This is a genomic window from Cupriavidus sp. OTU4054 (genome assembly GCF_038440175.1).
GTDB classification, from domain to species: domain Bacteria; phylum Pseudomonadota; class Gammaproteobacteria; order Burkholderiales; family Burkholderiaceae; genus Cupriavidus; species Cupriavidus pauculus_D.
Genome location: NZ_JASATF010000008.1, coordinates 103,005 through 124,296, shown reverse-complemented (window position 1 = coordinate 124,296; position 21,292 = coordinate 103,005). Strand labels below are relative to the sequence as shown.

The following is a 21,292-nucleotide window of genomic DNA, read 5'->3' as shown; positions in this document are numbered from 1 at the left end:
ATGCCCTCAGGCAGCGGCCCCGCGCGTCTGCGCCCGCGCGCGGCGCGCGTCCAGTTCGTGCGGATGCGGCGCGCGCAGCGGCCAGCCCTGCAGATGTTGCAGCGCGATCTCGGCCAGCCCGACGATCCACGGCTGTGCGTCGTTCATGCACGGGATGAAGTGGAAATCCTTCCCGCCGGCGACCCGGAACTCCGATTGCCCTTCCATCGCGATCTCCTCGAGCGTCTCGATGCAGTCCGCAGGAAACCCCGGGCAGAACACATCGACACGCGCGGTCCCCACCCGGCCCAGTTCCGTCAGCGTCGGCGCCGTATAGGGCTGCAGCCATTCGGCCTTGCCGAAGCGCGACTGGAACGTGACCTGGTACTGCCCCGGCTGCAGGCCGAGCGCCTCGCCGAGCAGCCGCCCGGTCTTCAGGCATTCGCAATGGTACGGATCGCCGAGATCGAGCAGGCGCCGCGGCAGCCCGTGGAACGACAGGATCAGCTTGTCGCCGCGCGCGAAGTCCGGCGTGCCGTGCTGCGCCCAGTATGCGCCGACCTGCTGGTGAAGCGCGCCGATATAGGCCGGATGATCGTGAAAATGCTTCACGAGCCGCAGTTCGGGCTGATTACGCCACGCGCCGAGCACGCGGAACAGTTCGTCGAACGCGGTGGCCGTGGTGGTGCCCGAGAACTGCGGATACAGCGGCAGCACGAGAATCCGTTCGGTGCCCTGCCGGCGCAGCGCCTCGAGCACCGAGCCGATGGACGGGTTGCCGTAGCGCATCGCGCAGGCCACCGTGACATCGTGCCCGTGCTGGGTCATCAGCTGCTGCAGCGCATGGGCCTGCCGCTCGGTGTAGACGAGCAGCGGCGAGCCGGTCATATGGGCCTCGCGCAGCCAGATCGACTCGTACTTCATGGCCGACGCGCGCGAGCGGATCGGCAGGATCACGCCATGGAGGATCGGCAGCCATGCGATCCGGGGAATCTCGACCACGCGCGGGTCGCCGAGGAATTGCGCCAGATAGCGGCCGACCGCTTTCGGCGTCGGGGCATCGGGCGTGCCCAGGTTGATCAGCAGGATCGCGGTGCGCGGGGCCTGCCCATGCTGGTAGGTCGGTTCCGGTGCAAACGTCATAGAGTTTCCGTTGGCGCCGCGGGCCGTGCGGCCGGCGCGGCGCTGGCGTTCAGTTCTGGCTCAGCGCGCTGGACAGCAGCCGCGCGGTGATATCCACGATGGGAATCACGCGCTCGTAGGCCATGCGCGTGGGGCCGATCACCCCGAGGGTGCCGACGATCTGGCCATCCACCTCGTACGGCGCGGTAATCACGGCCATGTCCTCGAGCGGCACGAGCTGGCTTTCCCCGCCGATAAAGATCTGCACGCCCTGCGCGTGGCTGGACACGTCCAGCAACTGCAACAGATTGGTCTTGTGCTCGAACACGTCGAACAGGCGGCGCAGCTTGTCCATGCTCGAGGCGAGATCCTCGACCTCGAGCAGCTTGCGCTCGCCCGAGATAAAGACCTGATCGTCTTCCTCGGCCATCGCGCTGCTGCCCGCCTCCACCGCGGCCTGCATCAGCGACGACATGTCGCGCCGCAGGTCCTGCAGTTCCACGCGCATATGGTTACGCACGGCGTCGAAGCTCATGCCCGTGTAGTGCGTGTTGAAGTAGTTGGCGGCCTCGATCAGCTGCGCCGGGGTATACGGCCGTTCGGTCTGGATGATGCGGTTCTGCACATCGCCCTCGGGACTGACGATGATCAGCAGGATGCGCTTTTCCGACAGCCGCATGAATTCGACCTGCCGGAACGACTGCGCGCGGCGCGGGGTCATGACCACGCCGGCAAAGTGGGACAGGTTCGAGAGCGTATGCGCGGCCGTCGTGATCATGCGCTGCGGGGTCTGCTGCGGCCCCGCCAGCTGGCCCTGGATCTGCCCGGCCAGGTCCGCCAGCTGCGCCGCGAGTTCGGGCGCCCGGTCCAGCGGGCGCGCGGTCAGCATCGAATCGACGAACAGGCGGTAGCCGCGCGGCGTGGGAATACGGCCCGCCGAGGTATGCGGACTGGCGATAAAGCCCATCTCCTCGAGATCGGACATGACATTGCGGATCGTCGCCGGCGACAGGTCGAGGCCCGAGTACTTCGACAGCGTACGCGAGCCGACGGGCTGGCCTTCGGCGATATACCGCTCGATCAGCGTCTTGAGAAGGGTTTTCGAACGTTCGTCCATAATGCCCAGATTCTAATCAAGTTTTCCACCTCTGGGCGGGCTTGCGCCATCCCCCGGAGCGGCTGCTGACAACGTTCATATCGGTATGGTCTAATCCCGCCATGTCTGTACCCCCCAAAGCCAACGCGCCGCGCGCGCCGTTCAAGACCATCGCCCTCGTGGGCCGCCACTCCACCGCCGGGATCGAAGGCCCGCTGGAGGAGATCGCGTCCTGCGTGTCGCGCAACGGCCAGGATGTGGTCTTCGAGCGCGAAACCTCGCAGGCCACCGGCCTGACCGGCTATCCGGCGCTGACGCCGGAGGAAATCGGCCGTATCGCCGACGTGGCCGTGGTGCTCGGCGGCGATGGGACGCTGCTGGGCATCGCCCGGCAACTGGCCGGCGCCGGGGTGCCGCTGATCGGCGTCAACCACGGCCGGCTCGGGTTCATGACCGATATCCCGCTCGATGACGTCACGACCGTGCTGCCCGCCATGCTGTCCGGGCATTACGAGGCCGAGACGCGGATGCTGGTGGAGTCGCGGGTGATCCGCGACGAGGAGATCATCTTCACGGCGCTGGCGCTCAACGACGTGGTGGTGAACCGCTCGGGCATCTCGGGCATGGTCGAACTCTCGGTGTCGGTGGACGGCTACCATATGTACAACCAGCGTTCGGACGGCCTGATCGTGTCCACGCCGACGGGCTCCACCGCGTACGCGCTGTCCGCGGGGGGTCCGATCCTGCATCCTACGCTCTCCGGGCTCGTGCTCGTGCCAATTGCCCCGCATGCGCTGTCGAACCGGCCGATCGTGCTGCCGCATGACGCGGAGGTGACGATCGAGGTGGCGACCGCGCGCGACGCCAGCGTGAACTTCGACATGCAGTCGCTGACGTCGCTGCTGCCCGGGGACCGCATCGTCGTGCGCCGTTCCGACAAAGCCGTGCAATTGCTGCATCCGGTCGGCTACAACTACTACGCCACGCTGCGCAAGAAACTGCACTGGCACGAGTATCCGACCGAGGACAACCGGCTCTGATCCGACCCGGGCCCCGGCACGCCGGCCACTTTCGCCACTCTCACCGTCACCCTTCCCGCCCACCGCCCACGATGCTGCGCAGCCTGTCCATCCGCGACTTCGTCATCGTCGATACGCTCGACCTCGACTTCTCCGCCGGCTTCACGGTCTTTACCGGTGAGACCGGTGCCGGCAAGTCGATCCTGATCGATGCACTCGCGCTCGTGCTCGGCGAACGCGCCGACGCCGGCGTGGTGCGCGAGGGTGCCGCGCGCGCGAGCATCGGCGCGACCTTCGGCACGCATCCCGAACTCGATGCCTGGCTGGCCGAGCGCGAACTCGGCGGTGACGATGGCAACGGCGAAGTGCTGCTGCGCCGGACCGTCGATGCGAGCGGCCGCGGCAAGGCCTTTATCAACGGCGCCGCGGCGACGCTCGCGCAGTTGCGCGAGGTCGGCGACCAGCTCGTGGATATCCATGGCCAGCATGCGCATCAGCAGTTGCTCCGCCCCGACGCGCAGCGCCTGCTGTTCGACGCCCACGCGGGGCTGACGCTGCAGACCGCCGCCGTGGCGGAAGCGTGGCGGGCCTGGCGCGCCTGCGTGAAGCTGCGCGAGGCCGCCGAGCAGCAATCGCGCGAGATGCAGCTGGAGCGCGAGCGGCTCGAATGGCAGGTGGGCGAGCTCGACAAGCTGGCGCCGCAGCCCGGCGAGTGGGACGAGATCCAGACCGAATACAACCGGCTGTCGCACGCGGCCAGCCTGATCGACGGCAGCCGCGCCGCGCTGGACGCGCTGCACGAGGCCGACGGCTCGGTGCTGTCCACGCTCAACAGCCTCGTGCAGAAGGTGCGCCAGCTCGCGGACCTCGATCCCGCGCTCAACGACGTGCTGGCCGCGCTGGAGCCGGCCCAGGTGCAGGCGGAAGAAGCCGCGCACTCGCTTTCGCGCTACGTCGATCGCGTGGAACTCGACCCCGAACGGCTGCAGGCCGTGGAAGCGCGCATGCAGGCGCTGCACACCACCGCGCGCAAATACCGCCTCCCCCCCGAACAGCTGCCCGACGAATTGCTCGCGCGGCGGCAGCAGCTCGACGACCTGCAGGCCGCGCAGGACGTGAACAAGATTGCCGCGCGCGAGGCCGCCGCGCGGGGCGCGTACCTGACGCTCGCGCAGCATCTGTCGGCCGCGCGCGCGCGGGCCGCGGAAGCGCTGTCCGCCGCCGTGACCGAGGCCATGCAGGGCCTCTCCATGGCCGGGGGAACGTTCTCGGTCGCGCTGAACGCGCTCGAGGAAGGCCAGAGCTACGGGCTGGAGCAGGTGGAATTCCTCGTGGCCGGCCACGCTGGCGTGACCGCGCGCCCGCTCGCGCGCGTGGCGTCGGGCGGCGAACTGGCGCGGATCAGCCTCGCGATTTCGGTGATCACGAGCGAGGCCGCGCCCACGCCGACGCTGATCTTCGACGAGGTGGATACCGGTATCGGCGGCGCCGTGGCCGAAGTGGTCGGCCGCCGGCTGCAGGAACTCGGGCGCGCGCGGCAGGTGCTGTGCGTCACCCATCTGCCGCAGGTGGCCGCGCAGGCGGGCACGCATCTGCTCGTCAGCAAGGAGACCGTCGATGGCGACGGGAAGGAAGGCCCGATCACGCGCTCGCGCATCCGGCCGCTCGATGCCGAGGGCCGCGTGGCCGAGACGGCGCGCATGCTCGGCGGCGCGACCGTGACTGCCACCACGCTGCAACATGCCGAGGAGATGCTTGCACAGGGCGCCCGCGGCGGAAGCGCCGCCAACGTGACGAACAAAGGTAACAAGTCCGACAAGGAAGGCCGGCGCGCGCGGCGCGCGGTCGGATAAATACTGACGGACCGAGGAGCAAGACAACGATGATGACTGGCAAAACACAAGATCCCTCCGCGCAAGACCCCTCCGCCCCCCGCCGCCGTGCGCTGGCCGCGAAGGCCGCCGTCGCGGCCATCGCCGCGACCGCCGCCCTGGGCGCGATTTCCGGCTGTGCCTCCGAGTCGCGCTCGTATGCGCCGCCGGCGGGCAGCATTACCGACGACCGCGCGATCGGCGACATCATGGTTCGCTTTACGCCGCCCGAGGTGATCGTGTCCGAGGACGCGGGCAAGCTGCTCGCGGGCATTACGGGTCCGTACCGCTATGTGGTCAAGCGGCCGATGTCCGGGGGCGTGTGGCTCGTGACGGCCATCAGCAAGTCCACCGATGCCACGCTCGACCAGGCCGTGACGGTCCTGCGCGGCGCGCCGCGCATCGAGACCGCCGAGCCGGACCGCGTGCTCAAGCCGCATCGCACGATGCCGAAGACGCGCGATATGCCGCCCGGCTGACGGGCACAGGATTCTCGCTTACCCACGCACCATCTCTCGCTGTCGCTAGAACATACACAGGAGGCCTCGATGCCCACAGCAGCGCCGCAGTCAATGTCCTGGTCAAACATTGCACACCGCCCGAGCCGATGGCGGCGATGGCGCGATGGGCGCCCGTTGCTGGCTCCGCTGGCTCCGCTGGCTTCGCTGGCTTCGCTGGCTTCGCTGGCTTCGCTGGCGCTTCTGGCCGCGGCGGCCGCGCTGGCCGTGCCGGTCGCGGCGCATGCGGACACCGCGGTGCGGCTGAAGCCCGCGCCGCGCTACACGGGCAACTACATCGTGCGCTGGCGCGACGGGCAGGCACCGTCCGAGAACACCGCCGAGACGTCCCGGCGCATGCAGCAGGTACAGGACAGCACGGGCGTGGCGCTCTCGGTCAAGCGCAGGATGGGCGGCGCGCTGCAGTTGCTGTCGGTGTCGAACGCCTCCGGGGAAGATCCCGAGGCCGTCGCCGCGCGGCTGCGCAAGGACCCGCGCATTGCCGATGCGGTGCCCGATCGCTGGCTGCGCGTGCATGACACCGTGCCGAGCGATCCCGAGTTCGTCGCGAACCAGATCTACCTCCAGTCGCCGCAGGTGGCCGTGGGTGGGGTCAATCTCCCCAAGGCGTGGGATCGCTCGCGCGGCACCAACGCGATCGTGATCGCCGTGGTCGATACGGGCTACCTGCCCCACCCCGACCTCGCGGGCCGCATCGTGCCCGGGTACGACTTCATCACGCAGCCGACCGTGTCCAACGACGGCGATGGCCGCGACAGCAATCCGCTCGACCCGGGCGACAACGAGCCGGCCGGCACCGTGTGTTCCGATGGCACGGTGACCACGCCGACGAACAGCACGTGGCATGGCACGCGTGTGGCCAGCGTGCTGGGCGCCATCACCAACAACGGGACCAATATCGCCGGTGTCGACTGGAATGCGCTGATCCAGCCGGTGCGTGTCTCCGGGCGGTGCGGGGCGCAGCTGTCCGATACCGTCGATGGCATGCGGTGGGCCGGCGGCCTGTCGGTGCCGGGGGTACCCGACAATCCGACGCCGGCGCGCGTGATCAACGTGAGTCTGGGAGGCGGGACCTGCAGCTCGGTGGAGCAGCAGGCGATTGCCGACCTGGCCGCGCGCGGCGCCGTGGTCGTCGCGGCCGCCGGCAATGCCCTGCCGGGGCAAGTGGCAGGCGGGGTGGAAGCGCCGGCCGACTGCCCGGGGGCGATTGCCGTGACCGCGCATGCGAACGACGGCGAGAACGCCAGTTTCGCCAACGTCGGGCCCGAGGTCGCGATCAGCGCGCCGGGCGGCGGATGCGGCAACTCCAAGGTGCAGAACGGCGCCTGCGTGGGCGGCTCGTCGTTCATTCGCACGCTGGCCAACGACGGGACGTCGTCGCCGACCACCTACAACGTGTCGTCGGCACAGGGCACGAGCTTCGCCGCGCCGATGGTGTCCGGGGTGATCGGGCTGATGCTCGCGGTCAATCCTTCGCTGACGCCCACGCAGATCATCGCGACGCTGAAAACCTCCGCGCGCCCGCATCCGGCGAATACGTTCTGCACGCGGACGTCGACAGCGGTTTGCGGGGCGGGGTTGCTCGATGCCGAAGCGGCGGTCGCGCTTGCGCCGAATCCGCCTTCGACGGCCACCACGCCGCCGCCGGCTTCGCAGCCGGTGGCGACGCCGAGCACCGATAGCGGCGGTGGCGGCGGTGGCGCCATGGCACCGTGGCTGGCGATGCTGCTCGTGGCGGCAGGTGTGGCGGGGTTCGTGTTACGGCGGCGGGCTTGATCCGAGCGGAGCCAGCCGGCAGGCCTAGCCGCGCCGGTTGCTCCACCATTCCTGCAGCACCCAGCACGCAAGGCCCGCGATCGCGCCCGCAGCGTGGGCCGAGCGGACGACGCCAAAGTTCCAGGCGGGGTCGAAGACGATGGCGGCGAGCCATGACTGTTCGGCCCATACCTTCACCAGCACGGCCACACACATCACCACGCCGATCACGCGCGACAGGCCGGGCGCCTGAAGCAGTCTCAGGCCGCCCCAGAGCGCGAGGCCGTGCAGCGCGCCGGACAGGCCGCCGTACCACCCTACCGATACCATCTGCAACATCGCGACCTGCGTGGCGATACCGCAGATCGCGAGCACCGCGAGCAGTTCGCGGGGTCGCGCTTCGCGGGCGATCAGCAGCAGCAGGCCGCCGCATGCGGCCACATCGGTCAGCCAGTGTTTCCAGCCCAGGTGTACCCACATCGCCGTGACGACGCGCCACCACTGGCCGTCGACGCGCACGGCATCGCGCAGGTAGAGGCCATGCGCGTGGAGCCATGGGACGAACGTGAACAGCGCGGACAGCGTGGCCACGGTCGCCACGGTCAGGACCATCGCGCCGGTGCCGGTGCGCCGGTATGCGGGCCCGGCGGCCGGGGCCGTGGGCTCAGTCGTCACGGCGCGCTGCCCTGCCCGGCCGCCAGCAATCAGCCGCCACCGAACACCGCCTGCCAGAGCGCCCGCACGCGTGCGGTCTCGTTGGCGACGCTGGCCGCCGGAACGCGCGCCTGGGCGTGGCCGTCGAGCCGGATCTGGTGCTGCCGCGCGCGGAACAACCGGTACGCGTCGCCCACCTCGCCCGCCAGCGTCGCATCGATGAGCCCCAGTTCGCCCGCGATGCGCAGCAGCGCGATATTGCCCGCGTTGCGCGTGAGCGCGGGGTGCTCCCTGCTATGCAGGAGCACGAGGTACTGGACCGTGAACTCGATATCGACCATGCCGCCCCGGTCGTGCTTGAGGTCGAACAGGCCGGTGGGATTCGGATGCCCGTCGGACACCTTGCCGCGCATCTCGACGATCTCCGCGCGCAGCGTATCGGCATCGCGCGGCTGGCGCAGCACGTCTTCGCGCAGCGACTCGAAGCGCGCCCCGATCTCCGCATCGCCCGCACAGAAGCGCGCGCGCGTCAGCGCCTGATGCTCCCACACCCACGCGGTGTTGTCGCCCTCGCGGAACTGGTAGCGGCGGAACGCATCGAAGCTCGTCACCAGCAGGCCCGCCTCCCCATTGGGCCGCAGGCGCGTATCCACATCGAACAGCATGCCGGCCGCCGTATGGCTGGTGAGCCAGGTGATGAGCCGCCGCGCATAGGCCGCGTAGACCTCGGGCGCGCGTTCGTGCGGATCGTCGTACAGGAACACAATGTCGAGGTCCGACGAATAGCCGAGCTCCTTGCCGCCGAGCCGGCCATAGGCAATCACCGCAAAGCGCGGCGTCTCGGTGTGGCGCGTGGCCAGTTGCCGCCATACCGCCTGCAGCGTGACCTCGAGCATGGCATCGGCCAGATCCGACAACCGGTCCGCGATCTGCTCGACGGTCAGCGTGCCGCGCAGGTCCTGCAGCAGCACGCGGAACGTCTCGGCATGGTGCTCGCGGCGCAGGATGTCCATCTGCGTTTCCACCTGCCCGTCGGACGCGGCCAGACGATCGGCCAGGCGCTTGCGGAATGCGGCCCAGTCCGGCACGCCGGCCAGCGCGTCGCTGTCCAGCAGTTCGTCGAGCAGCTGCGGATGCCGCGTGAGGTACGCGGCCGCCCAGCGCGACGCATGCAGCGTGTGGGCGACGCGGTCCATCGCCTGCGGATACTCGGACAGCAGCGACAGATACGACGCGCGCCGGCTGATCGCATCGAGGAAGTCGAGAAAGCGCGCGATGGTGCTGTCGGCATCGTCCTGCCGCGCCGCGAGGTCGAGCGCGCGATTCACGAGCTGGTCGAAGCGCGCGCGGCTGGTCTCCGACAACGCGCGATAGCGCACCGAGGTCGCGATCGCGCGCAGCCGGTCGTAGAGTCCCGTGCAATCGCCGAAGCCCGCGGCCTGCAGACGCTGGCATGGCGAGGATTCGGGATCTGTCTCGTCCGGACCGTCCTGCGTCGCCCGCGTGGCGGCCTCTTCGCGCACGAGCTCGGGCCACAGTTCCTCGGCCGGCTGCGTGTCGCCCTCGGCGTACGGATCGGCGAACGTCGCCTCGAACTGCTGCGCCACGGGTTCCTGCAGCGCATGCATGCGTTCCAGCAACGCCTGCCAGTCCTCGCATCCCATCGACAGCGCCACCGCGCGCTGCTCTTCGGGCGTGGTCGGCAGATGGTGCGTCTGCGCGTCGTCGCGGTATTGCAGCCGGTGTTCGAGCTGCCGCAGGAAGCGATAGGCATCGGCCAGCTGCTCGGCCTGCCCGGCCGGCAGCAGATTGCGCTCCACCGCCACCGACAGGACTTCGAGCGTCGGGCGCACCCGCAGCGCGGGATCCTGTCCGCCGCGGATCAGCTGGAACACCTGCGCCATGAACTCGATCTCGCGAATGCCGCCGCGCCCGAGCTTGATATTGAACGAGCGCTGGTTCATGCCGTGCCCGGCCAGCCCGCCGCTGCGCTTGGCGGCTTCCGATCGAATCTGCGCGTGCAGCGAGCGGATGGCCGCGATCACGCCATAGTCGAGATAGCGCCGGAAGATGAACGGCGTGGTCAGCCGTTCGAGCAGCTGCGCGGTGCGCTGCGCGTGCGGCGAGTCCTGCGCGGAGACGATCCGGCCCTTGATCCACGCGTAGCGCTCCCATTCGCGCCCCTGCACGATCAGATATTCCTCGAGCATGCCGAGGCTGCAGACCAGCGGTCCCGCGTCGCCGTTCGGGCGCAGGCGCATGTCCACGCGGAACACGTAGCCGTCGGACGTGACCTCGGACAGCAGGTTGATCAGGCGCCGGCCGAGCCGGATGAAATATTCGTGGTTGGACAGGCTGCGCGTGCCGCCCTGGGTATCGCCGTCTTCGTCGTAGAGGAAGATCAGGTCGATGTCCGACGACACGTTGAGTTCGCGGCCCCCCAGCTTGCCCATGCCGACCACGACCAGTTCCTGCACCTCGCTGCCCTGCCGGCACGTCGGCCGGCCATAGGTGGCGGCCAGATCGTTGCCGAGCACGTGCAGCCCGTGCTGGATCGCGAGTTCCGCGAGGTCCGTCATCGCGCCCGTGACCTCGGCCAGCGTGGCGGCCCCGCGCAGGTCGCGCTCGATGATCACGCACATGACTTCGGCGCGCAGCCGGCGCAGCGCGCGGCCGGCGGCGGCATCGACGTCGGCCGCCGGTTCGTGCAACGCCGCGAGGCGCGCCGCCATCCAGTCGCGTGTCAGCGGCGCGGCGGCCGCCTGCGTTACCACATCGGCGACCTCGGGACGCGCCTGGAGGACGCGGCGCGCGTAATGGGAATAGGCCGCCGAGTACAATACGTGACCTTCGTCGTCGAGCCGTTTCGGGTCGAACGCGGGCATGATCGCGAAGGCGCCTTCGGCCATATTGCCGAGCACGCTTGATGTGGCGCTCGCGTCATTCCGGGCGGCCGTATCGCCGGCCCCGCCGTCGATGGCCGGGCGCGTAATCGGATCGGCGGCGGCCGGTGCGGAACCTGTCGGATCGGAGGCAGTCATTCCATTAACTTTTAGTTCGGGACCACTTTGGAGAGCGGCTAGTATTGTCGGATAATCTGCCCATGTCCAGCCGCCCCTCCGCCTCCGCCGACGGTTCCGCAAGCCCCGCGCGTGCCGGCAGCCCGGGCAGCCGGGGTAACGAAAACACAGCCGCCGTGCTGCCGTCGCCGACGGCGCCCGGCGCGCGCTCAGCAACGCCTCACGCTTCCGGTTTGAATACGCCTTCCCCGACCTCCGCCGGTGGCCGGCTCGCGCATGTCCGAGACTACCTCCGCGCGCTGCCCCGCCATCTCTGGCACGCGCTCCGCGCGGCGGCGACCCATCCCTGCTGGCGCTGGCTGCTGCGCATGGTCCTGCGGGTGGCGCTGCTGCTCGCCGTGCTGGCGCTCGCCATCGGCATGCTGGTCCGCTTCATCCTGTGGCCGCAGGCGCACGAAGCCCGCAAATGGCTCGAACAGCGCGCCTCCGCCGAGCTGCACGCGCAGTTCACGATCGGCGAGCTCGACACGTTCTGGGAAGGCTGGCACCCGGCCTTTCGCGCGCGCGGCGTGCGCGCCGTGGACGCCCAGCAGCGCGTGCTGCTGGAGACGGGCACGCTGGACGGCACGCTGGCCTGGCAGTCTCTGGCCGGGCTGAGCCTTCAGTTCGCCAGCGTCCGGGCCAGCGGTACCGACGTGCTGATCCGCCGGACGCCCGAGGGCGTGCTGCTGGTGGCCGGCGTGCCCGTGGAGACCCGCGCGAGCACGGCCGGCGACGACCGCTTCCTGAACTGGGTAATGAGCCAGGGCAGCATCGAGCTGACCAGCGGCCATCTGCGCTGGCTCGACGAGCGCGCGGGCCTGCCGCAGCTCGACGTGGCCGATATCCACTTCAGCGCGCTGCGCGACGGCGGCCACCATACGCTGCGGCTGGAGGCGCGCAGCGGCGCGCTGGCGCCGCAGCCGCTGGTAGTCCAGGCCAGCTTCCGCCACGACTACCTGCACGACCCCGGCAACTGGATGCACTGGAATGGCCAGGCCGACTGGGATTTCACGCAGGTGCAGTTGCCGGTCGTGCAGCGTTACCTGCCGATCTTCGACAAGGTGGACAGCGGCACCTTCAGCACCAGCGGTACGGTGGACTTCCGCGCCGGCAATATCCAGCGCAGCCAGACGCGCTTACGCGCCGGCGCCGTGGACCTGCAGCTAACGGGCGCGCCCGCCCCGCTCAAGCTCGCCAACGCACAGGCGTACCTGATCCACAGCGCGGACCGCGCCGGCAACAACCGGCTGAACATCGACACGCTGCTATGGCAGGCCGAGCCCATTACCGGCCCGCCCAGCGCCAGCGATCCCGGCCTGCGCGAAGGCATGCGCAAGGTGACCATCGACTGGAACCGCGACAAGCAGGGCGTGCTCCGCAAGTTCGCGCTCAAGGCACCGACCTTCGACCTCAACACGCTGCGCGCGCTGGCCACCTCGATGCCGATCGACACCGAGATGCTGCGCCAGCTGCGCGCGCTGCAGCCGGCCGGCCATATCGACAACCTCGACGTCGCCTGGGCGCACGAGCGCCCCGGCCTGCTCGACAGCCGGCCGCGCGAGCCCCACTACACGGTCCAGGGCACGCTGCGCGGTGTCTCGGTCAATGGCCAGCCCGCCGTGCCGGCGTTGTCGGCCGACGGCCATCCGCGCGTGGGCACCCCGGGGTTCGCGCGGCTGTCCGGCAGCTTCAGCTTCGATGACCGCCAGGGCACCGCGCGCGTGGACAGCGCGGGCGCGACGCTGATCCTCCCAGGCCTGTTCGAAGACCCGCGCGTGCCGTTCGACGAACTCGCGGGCGAAGTCCGCTGGACGCACGAACAGGACAAGCTCGTCATCCGCACCGAGGGGCTGCGCTTTGCCAACCCCGACGTGGCGGGCACCGTGCGCGGCAGCTGGCGCGCGGGCGGCGACGGCGCGAGCGGCATCGCCGACATGTCGGGCGAACTCGCGCGCGTGCAGGCGGCCCGCGTGGTGCGCTACCTGCCGATGTCCATGCCGCACACGCGGCAGTATTTGGCCGGCGCGCTGGTCGGCGGCGACGCCTCCGACGTCAAGTTCGTCCTGCGCGGCGACCTCTTCCACTTTCCGTTCCACGCGCCGTTCGAGAAGGCCGGCGACTTCCGCGTGGACGTGCCGCTGCACCGCGTGAGCTATCAGGTGGCGCCGCACGAGTCCGGCCCCACGGGCGGCAAGGCCTGGCCCGATTTCAGCGAGATCGACGGCCACCTCGTGTTCCAGCGCAATGCGATGTCGTTCGCGATCAAGCGCGCGGCGGTGCAGGACATTCCGGGTGTCGCGCTGCACGACGTCAATGGGCAGATCGACGACCTCAGCGAGACCGGCCGTCTCGGGGTCGAGGGCACGGGCCAGGGTTCGCTGGCCGCATTCCTGCGCTATGTCGCGGCCAGCCCGGTGCGCGGCTGGATCGGCGGCGTGACCGACGAAGCCAGGGGCCAGGGCAATGGCGAACTGAAGCTCAAGCTCGACATGCCGCTGGACCACGCGGTGGACTCGAAGGTCGAAGGGCAATTCCGCTTCCCCGGCAACGACATCGTGCTGATGCCCGATCTGCCGCCGATGGGCAATGCCACGGGTACCATCGCGTTCAACGAGCACGGGTTCCGGCTCGACAACATGCGGGGCCGCTTTATCGGCGGCGAAGCGCGGCTCGGCGGCGGCACGCTGCCCGACAAGAGCACGCGCGTGACGATCGGCGGCACCGCATCCGCGGCCGGCATCCGCGACGCGCTGGCATCGACGTCGCTGGCGGCGTTCGGCGCGCGGCTCGAGGGTGCCACGCCCTACAGCGCGGTGGTCGGCGTGCGCGACAAGCGCCTGCAGGTACAGGTGGCGACGGACCTCAACGGCATGGCCGTGGACCTGCCCGCGCCGCTGGCCAAGAGCGCCGCGCAGGATGTGCCGCTGCGCGTCGAACTGCGGCCGCTGGCGGCGAGCGGCCCGGTGAACGCGAACGCGCCCGACGAAATGCTCGTCCAGTACGGCAACGCGCTCAACGTCCGCTACGTGCTCCATCGCGGCGACACGCCGGAAGTCATCTCGGGCGGCATCGGCCTGCAGCAGCCCGCGCCGCAGCCGGCCAGCGGCGTGGTGGCGGCGTTCACCGCGGACCGTATCGATCTCGCCAGATGGCGCAGCCTGTTCGATACGACCGGGGGCAGCGAGTCGCCCGCCCCGGGCGGCCGCGTCGATCGCAGCTCGCCGTTCCTGCCCGAGCGCGTGACCGTCCGCGCGCGCACGGTCGATGCGTTCGGCCGCAACCTCGACGACGTGACGTTCGACGCCGACCGCGCGCGGACCGGCTGGGACATGAAGATCGCGTCGAAGCAGGTCAACGGCACCGCGCAATGGCGCCGCGACGCGAACTCGCCCGCCGGCGCGGTGAACGTCCGCCTGGCACGGCTCGACGTTCCCGACGCCAGCGACGACGGCCACATGACCGACGCGATGGCGAGCAATATCGACGAACTGCCGGCCATCGACCTCGTTGCCGAACAGTTCGTGCTGCATGGGCGCGACTACGGCAAGGTCGAGCTGCGCGCGCATACCGCGATCGAGAACGCGGACTCGGTATGGACGCTCGACAAGCTGACGATCGAGCAACCCGGCGGCACGTTCACGGGCAACGGCACGTGGCGCCTGCCGCGCCGGCTGCGCGACAACAATGCGGCCAGCGCCGACGCGAGCGCGCGCCGCACGCTGCTCAACTTCAAGCTCGATATCCGCGACGCGGGCGCGATGCTGGACCGCATGGGCATGCCGCATACCCTGCGCGAAGGCAACGGTTCGCTCGAAGGCCGCGTGTACTGGAAGGGCTCGCCGCTGTCCATCGACTATCCGTCGCTGTCCGGCAAGCTCGCGCTGCACCTCGAGAACGGCCAGATCCTCAGCGTGGATCCGGGCGCGGCGCGGCTGCTCGGCGTGCTGAGCCTGCAGAGCCTGCTGCGCTTCGCGACGCTCGACTTCCGCAGCGTGACGAGCCGCGGCACGGTGTTCGACGACATCAGCGGCAATGGCACGATCGAGAACGGCGTGGGCACGATCGAATCGTTCCGCATGAAGAGCAACCAGCTGAACGCGTCGATGACGGGCTCGGCGAACCTGCTGCGCGAAACGCAGGACCTCGACGTGGAAGTGGTGCCGCGCATCAACGCGGCCACGACGTCGGTGGCGGCCGCGTTCATCAACCCCGTGCTCGGCATCGGCACGCTGGCCGCGCAACTGCTGTTCGCCGACGAGTTCTCCAAGGTCTTCACGCAGCATTACCGCATTACGGGCTCGTGGGCCGATCCGCAGGTGACCAAGGTGGACGACGCCAAGTCGCGCCCCGCGCCGGTGCAGGATCGCTCGGGCGCGTATCCGCGATAGCGAACCGCCAACGCCACCGTCAAAGGGAAGATCATGACCGCCATCGATACCCCTCGCGCCGTCCCGTTCAAGGTCGCCGCCGTGCAGACCGTCACGGGCACGTCGGTCGATGCCAACCTCGCGCGCGCCGACGCGCTCATCGCGGAAGCCGCGCGCGGCGGCGCGGAGCTCGTGCTGCTGCCCGAGTACTTCTGCATCATGGGCCGTGCCGACACCGACAAGGTGGCCATCCGCGAAGCCGACGGCGACGGACCGATCCAGCGCTTTCTCGCCGATGCCGCGCGGCGGCACCGCGTATGGCTCGTCGGCGGCACCCTGCCCCTGCAATGCGGGGACGACGGGCGCGTCTACAACACGTCGCTCGCGTTCGACCCGCGCGGCCAGCGCATCGCGCGCTACGACAAGATCCACCTGTTCGGCTTTACGCGCGGCGCGGAAAGCTATGACGAATCGCGCACGATCCTCGCCGGTACCGAGCCCGTATCGTTCGAGGCCCCGTGCGGCCGCGTGGCGATGTCGGTCTGCTACGACCTGCGCTTTCCCGAGCTGTACCGCGGCCTCGCGGCCGGCGGCGGCACGAGCTTGATTCTGATGCCTGCCGCCTTCACCTACACGACGGGACAGGCGCACTGGGAGATTCTGCTGCGCGCCCGCGCGATCGAAAACCAGTGCTATGTGCTGGCGGCCGCGCAGGGCGGCAAGCACGAGAACGGCCGGCGCACCTGGGGCCACTCGATGCTCGTCGATCCCTGGGGCGAAGTGCTCGCCGTGCTGCCCGAGGGCGAAGGCGTGGTGAGCGGTACCATCGATCCGGACCGGCTGGCCGAGGTCCGTCAGAACCTGCCGGCATTGCGCCACCGGGTGCTGTAGGATGTCAGGCATTGGCAGCCAAAAAGAAACACGAACACAAGGACGAACATGAACGCCGGCGAACTCGGAATTCGTAACCTCGCTACCGCGCAACAGATCCTGCTGGCGCCGTACAACCTCGACGAGGCGACGCTGCAGCGCGTGCTGGCCGATATCTTCACGCACAAGGTCGATTACGCGGACCTGTACTTCCAGTACACGCGCAACGAAGCGTGGAGCCTCGAGGAAGGCATCGTGAAATCGGGCAGTTTCAGCATCGACCAGGGCGTGGGCGTCCGCGCGGTGTCGGGCGACAAGACGGCCTTCGCGTATTCGGACGACATCAGCCTGGCGGCGCTGTCGCAGGCCGCCGCCGCCACGCGCACGATCGGCAAGAGCGGCAGCGGCCGCGTCAAGGTGGCCAAGTCCCTCGCCTCGCAGGGGGGCCGCGATCTCTACACGCCGAACGACCCGCTCGACTCGATGACCGCGACCGAGAAGGTGGCGCTGCTCGAGCGCATCGAGAAGATGGCCCGCGCGAAAGACCCGCGCGTGGTGCAGGTGATGGCCGGCCTCGCCGGCGAGTACGACGTGGTGCTGGTGGCGCGCAGCGATGGCGTGATCGCCGCGGACGTGCGCCCATTGGTGCGCGTCTCGGTGACCGTGATCGCCGAGCAGAACGGCCGCCGCGAGATCGGCTCGTCGGGCGGCGGTGGCCGCTATGCCTACGGCTACTTCACCGACGAACTGCTGCGCAAGTACGTGGACGAAGCCGTCAGCTCCGCGCTGGTGAACCTGGAAGCGCGCCCTGCCCCGGCTGGCGCGATGACCGTCGTGCTCGGACCGGGCTGGCCCGGCGTGCTGCTGCACGAGGCGGTGGGCCATGGCCTCGAAGGCGACTTCAACCGCAAGGGCTCGTCGGCCTTCGCGGGCCGCATGGGCGAGCGCGTGGCCGCCAAGGGCGTGACCGTGGTCGATGACGGCACGCTGGCCAACCGCCGCGGTTCGCTGAACCTCGACGACGAGGGCAATCCGACCCAGTGCACGACGCTGATCGAGGACGGCATCCTGCGCGGTTATATCCAGGACACGCTGAACGCGCGCCTGATGAAGATGCCGGTGACGGGCAACGCGCGCCGCGAAAGCTATGCCGCGCTGCCGATGCCGCGCATGACCAACACGTACATGCTCAACGGCGACCGCGACCCGCAGGAGATCATCGCGAGCGTCAAGCGCGGTCTGTACGCGGTGAACTTCGGCGGCGGCCAGGTCGATATCACGAACGGCAAGTTCGTGTTCTCGGCCAGCGAGGCCTACATGATCGAGGACGGCAAGATCACGTACCCGGTCAAGGGCGCGACGCTGGTCGGCAATGGCCCCGAGTCGCTCAAGGACGTGACCATGATCGGCAACGACATGCGCCTGGACTCGGGCGTGGGCGTCTGCGGCAAGGAAGGCCAGAGCGTGCCCGTGGGCGTGGGCCAGCCGACGCTGCGTATCGAGAACATGACGGTGGGCGGCACGGCCTGACGCGCCGGCGGCACGGCCATGGCTATCGGCGCGATAGTCATGGCTCGCTTGCCAACGTTTTCGAAAAGGGATATAAAGATGCTTCGTCGTGCAAGCGCCACGTTTCGCGGTCCGTAGTTCCGCCGCTGGCGCGCAATTTTATGCCTTGACCAAGATTGCCGCGACATAAAAGCCTCTGCGTTTTCCTGAAACTGAAACAAGCTGACCTCAGCCGAACTTTTTCCGCCATGTCCGCCAAGTTTTATTTTTACTTTTTTAGCGATCTCGCACCGCTGGCGGATGGAGAGGGACAGCTGTAAGTACCCGAAATTCTGAAAAAAGCCGCCAGCGACCCTGGCGGCTTTTTTTATTGCCGAAATTTTTTCGCAACACCATTACCCCACAATCAAGACCGATCCGGAGCCATCATGCTGAAGAACACCGACGACCTGCGTATTCGCGAACTCAAGGAACTCGTGCCGCCCGCGCACCTGATCCGCGAATTCGCGCTGTCGGAATCGGCCTCCGACGTGATCTATCACGCCCGGCAGTCGATGCATCGCATCCTGCACGGCATGGACGACCGTCTGATCGTGATCATCGGACCCTGCTCGATCCATGACACGCGCGCGGCGCTCGAATATGCGAACCTGCTCAAGGCGCAGCGCGACCGCTACAAGAACGAGCTCGAGATCGTGATGCGCGTCTATTTCGAGAAGCCGCGAACGACCGTCGGCTGGAAGGGCCTGATCAACGACCCGCACATGGACGGCAGCTTCAAGATCAACGACGGCCTGCGCACCGCGCGCGAACTGCTGCTGAACATCGCCGAACTCGGCCTGCCGACGGGCACCGAGTACCTGGACATGATCAGCCCGCAATACATCGCCGACCTCGTGAGCTGGGGCGCGATCGGCGCGCGCACGACGGAGTCGCAGGTGCACCGCGAACTCGCATCGGGCCTGTCGTGCCCCGTGGGTTTCAAGAATGGCACGGACGGCAACGTCAAGATCGCGGTGGACGCGATCAAGGCCGCCTCGCAGCCGCACCATTTCCTGTCGGTGACCAAGGGCGGCCACTCGGCGATCGTATCGACCTCGGGCAACGAGGACTGCCACATCATCCTGCGCGGCGGCAAGGCACCGAACTACGATGCGGCCAGCGTGCAGGAAGCATGCGAAGCCGTCTCGAAGGCCGGCCTCGCGCCGCGCGTGATGATCGACGCCTCCCATGCCAACAGCAGCAAGAAGCACGAGAACCAGATTCCGGTCTGCGAGGACATCGGCCGCCAGGTGGCGGGCGGCGACCAGCGCATCATCGGCGTGATGGTGGAATCGCACCTCGTGGCCGGCCGTCAGGACCACGTGCAGGGGACCCCCGTGGAGAACCTCTGCTACGGCCAGTCGGTGACCGACGCGTGCATTGGCTGGGACGATTCGACGGGTGTGCTGGAAGGACTGGCGAATGCCGTGAAGGCGCGCCGCCTCGCCACGGGCAGCGGCAACTGAGGTGAACACCCCTCTCGCCAGACGAGGGGGGTGTTACCGGCCCGCGTTACTTCTTCAGGACGAGATCGCCCGGCAGCGAATCGATGTACGCGGCGATGTCCTTCAGTTCCTGGCGCGTGAACGGACGCGGCTTGCCGTCCTTGCCCGTGACCGCCGGATTGGCGTTCATCTGGCCCGCCATGATGGCATTGGTGCGCCCGACCAGCAGATTGCCGCTGGTCTGGTAGGCCGCCATCGCGTGATACAGGTAGTCGGCGTGCTGGCCGGCCAGCTTCGGATAATCGGGCGCGATCGGCTTGTTGAGCCCGGCGCCATGGCAGGCCACGCAGCCCCCCTTCTCCACCAGCGCGCGGCCGGCGGCGATATCGGCCGCGGCGGCCGTCTGCATCCATGCGGCGGCCACAAAGGCGGCGGCCACGATCGAAAGCGTCTTGTTCGTCGTCATGATCTCGCGCCTTTTACTTCAGGGGGTTGGTCTTGGTCTCGGCGTTCTGCTGCGAGTAGTACGCAGCCAGATTGGCGATGTCCTGATCGGTCAGCGAGTCGGCGATGCCGCGCATCGTCGGATGCTTGCGTTCGCCCTTCTTGTACCCGTGCAGCGCATTTTCGATGTACTTGGCGCTCTGGCCGCCGAGCATGGGCACTTCATAGGTCTCCGGGAACGAGGCACGGTAACCGGGAATGCCATGGCAACCGATGCACATCGCGACCTTGTCCTTGGCGGCGCCAGCGTTGCCCTTGACTTCCTGGGCCTGCGCGGTCATTGCGGCCGCGCCCAACACCACCATCGTGAGGAACTTTTTCATTGTCTTTGATGATAGGGGAAGTGTTAAACCGTGCGGACGCGCGGACGTCGTCGGTTTCCTCGCTGGTTCTCTCGCTCTTTGTGTGTTGTCTCCAGGCGAGTGGGCGTTGCAACGGCTCTTGCGGCGCGCGTCAAACCGGCGCATTGTACCGCAGCAGTCGCATGGCGGTCCAGCCGGAGTGGCGCACATCGGACACGAGCCGGAAACGCTCTTATACTGGCCCATTCCGGCCGTTAATGTCGCCATATCCGCTCACAGGTTGCCGCCTCATGTCCGATAACGCCAGTCCCGCCAGCCCTTCCCCGAATACCGCCCGCTTCGAGGGTAGCGACCAGTACGTCGCCACCGACGACCTCAAGCTCGCCGTCGATGCCGCGCGCACGCTCCAGCGGCCGCTGCTGATCAAGGGCGAGCCGGGCACCGGCAAGACCATGCTCGCCGAGGAAGTCGCCGCCGCGCTCGGCATGCCGTTGTTGCAATGGCACATCAAGTCGACCACCAAGGCGCAGCAGGGCCTGTACGAGTACGACGCGGTGTCGCGCCTGCGCGATTCCCAGCTCGGCGACGACCGCGTGCACGATATCCGCAACTACATCGTCAAGGGCGTGCTCTGGCAGGCGTTCGAGGCCGACGAGCAGGTCGTGCTGCTGATCGACGAGATCGACAAGGCCGATATCGAATTCCCGAACGACCTGCTGCGCGAGCTGGACCGCATGGAGTTCTACGTGTACGAGACGCGCGAGATCGTGCGCGCGCGCCATCGTCCGCTCGTGATCATCACGTCGAACAACGAGAAGGAGCTGCCCGACGCGTTCCTGCGCCGCTGCTTCTTCCACTACATCAAGTTCCCGGATGCGGACACGATGCAGCGCATCGTCGATGTGCACTACCCCGGCATCAAGCGCGAGCTGGTCGCCGCCGCGCTCGACGCGTTCTACGAGATGCGCAACCTGCCGGGCCTCAAGAAGAAGCCGTCCACATCCGAGCTGATCGACTGGCTCAAGCTGCTGATGGCCGAGGACATTCCGGCCGAGGCACTGCGCAGCCCCGACCGCAAGGCCGCGATTCCGCCGCTGCATGGCGCCCTGCTCAAGAACGAACAGGACGTGCACCTGTTCGAGCGCCTCGTGTTCATGAACCGCTCCAACCGCTGATC

Annotated in this window: 15 protein-coding genes; 9 read left to right on the top strand and 6 right to left on the bottom strand. The window is 68.5% G+C overall.

All coding sequences use genetic code 11. From position 1 onward, the window contains the following. Positions 1-6: 6 nt before the first annotated feature. Positions 7-1,122, bottom strand: coding sequence for a ferrochelatase (hemH, locus tag AAHB16_RS12190; RefSeq protein ID WP_342050974.1), 1,116 nt, complete (start codon positions 1,120-1,122; stop codon positions 7-9). Positions 1,123-1,171: 49 nt separating this feature from the next. Further along, positions 1,172-2,218, bottom strand: a complete 1,047-nt coding sequence (gene hrcA, locus AAHB16_RS12185) for a heat-inducible transcriptional repressor HrcA (RefSeq protein WP_342050973.1) — start codon at positions 2,216-2,218, stop codon at positions 1,172-1,174. A gap of 101 nt (positions 2,219-2,319) precedes the next feature. Between hrcA and AAHB16_RS12180 the strand changes: the two genes are divergently transcribed. From AAHB16_RS12180 to mprA, 4 genes are all read left to right on the top strand, one after another. After that, positions 2,320-3,237, top strand: coding sequence for an NAD kinase (locus AAHB16_RS12180; protein WP_150372288.1), 918 nt, complete (start codon positions 2,320-2,322; stop codon positions 3,235-3,237). Between the two features lie 71 nt (positions 3,238-3,308). Further along, the gene (gene recN, locus AAHB16_RS12175; protein ID WP_150372289.1) at positions 3,309-5,069 is read left to right on the top strand and encodes a DNA repair protein RecN; all 1,761 of its coding nucleotides are present in this window, start codon (positions 3,309-3,311) and stop codon (positions 5,067-5,069) included. Positions 5,070-5,101: 32 nt separating this feature from the next. Next, complete coding sequence (locus AAHB16_RS12170; RefSeq protein WP_342051014.1) at positions 5,102-5,566, top strand: hypothetical protein; 465 nt, start codon at positions 5,102-5,104, stop codon at positions 5,564-5,566. Positions 5,567-5,722: 156 nt separating this feature from the next. Beyond that, positions 5,723-7,381, top strand: a complete 1,659-nt coding sequence (mprA, locus tag AAHB16_RS12165) for an MprA protease, GlyGly-CTERM protein-sorting domain-containing form (protein ID WP_342050972.1) — start codon at positions 5,723-5,725, stop codon at positions 7,379-7,381. A gap of 24 nt (positions 7,382-7,405) precedes the next feature. Here mprA and rrtA read toward each other — a convergent pair whose 3' ends face one another. Beyond that, on the bottom strand, positions 7,406-7,972 hold the full coding sequence (rrtA, locus tag AAHB16_RS12160) for a rhombosortase (protein ID WP_342051013.1): 567 nt from the start codon (positions 7,970-7,972) through the stop codon (positions 7,406-7,408). Between the two features lie 92 nt (positions 7,973-8,064). Further along, positions 8,065-10,899: a bifunctional [glutamate--ammonia ligase]-adenylyl-L-tyrosine phosphorylase/[glutamate--ammonia-ligase] adenylyltransferase gene (gene glnE, locus AAHB16_RS12155; protein WP_342051012.1), complete on the bottom strand. Its 2,835-nt coding sequence runs from the start codon at positions 10,897-10,899 to the stop codon at positions 8,065-8,067. Positions 10,900-11,117: 218 nt separating this feature from the next. Between glnE and AAHB16_RS12150 the strand changes: the two genes are divergently transcribed. From AAHB16_RS12150 to aroG, 4 genes are all read left to right on the top strand, one after another. Beyond that, entirely contained in the window at positions 11,118-15,464 is a 4,347-nt protein-coding gene (locus AAHB16_RS12150; protein ID WP_342050971.1) for a YhdP family protein, read from the top strand. A 33-nt stretch (positions 15,465-15,497) separates the two neighbouring features. Beyond that, on the top strand, positions 15,498-16,334 hold the full coding sequence (locus AAHB16_RS12145; RefSeq protein ID WP_150372292.1) for a carbon-nitrogen hydrolase family protein: 837 nt from the start codon (positions 15,498-15,500) through the stop codon (positions 16,332-16,334). A gap of 48 nt (positions 16,335-16,382) precedes the next feature. Beyond that, on the top strand, positions 16,383-17,843 hold the full coding sequence (gene tldD / locus AAHB16_RS12140; protein WP_342050970.1) for a metalloprotease TldD: 1,461 nt from the start codon (positions 16,383-16,385) through the stop codon (positions 17,841-17,843). Positions 17,844-18,250: 407 nt separating this feature from the next. Beyond that, positions 18,251-19,330 carry a 3-deoxy-7-phosphoheptulonate synthase AroG gene (gene aroG, locus AAHB16_RS12135; RefSeq protein ID WP_150372294.1) on the top strand — a complete coding sequence of 360 codons (1,080 nt, stop codon included), beginning with the start codon at positions 18,251-18,253 and terminating at the stop codon, positions 19,328-19,330. Between the two features lie 46 nt (positions 19,331-19,376). On the opposite strand, the gene AAHB16_RS12130 is transcribed toward aroG, so the two are convergent. Both AAHB16_RS12130 and AAHB16_RS12125 read right to left on the bottom strand, forming a co-directional pair. Further along, the gene (locus AAHB16_RS12130) at positions 19,377-19,718 is read right to left on the bottom strand and encodes a c-type cytochrome (protein ID WP_223851501.1); all 342 of its coding nucleotides are present in this window, start codon (positions 19,716-19,718) and stop codon (positions 19,377-19,379) included. A gap of 70 nt (positions 19,719-19,788) precedes the next feature. Then, a complete protein-coding gene (locus AAHB16_RS12125; protein WP_150372296.1) occupies positions 19,789-20,136 on the bottom strand; it encodes a c-type cytochrome in 348 nt (115 codons plus the stop codon). A 269-nt stretch (positions 20,137-20,405) separates the two neighbouring features. Between AAHB16_RS12125 and AAHB16_RS12120 the strand changes: the two genes are divergently transcribed. Continuing rightward, on the top strand, positions 20,406-21,290 hold the full coding sequence (locus AAHB16_RS12120; protein WP_342050969.1) for an AAA family ATPase: 885 nt from the start codon (positions 20,406-20,408) through the stop codon (positions 21,288-21,290). The last annotated feature ends 2 nt before the right edge of the window (positions 21,291-21,292 follow it).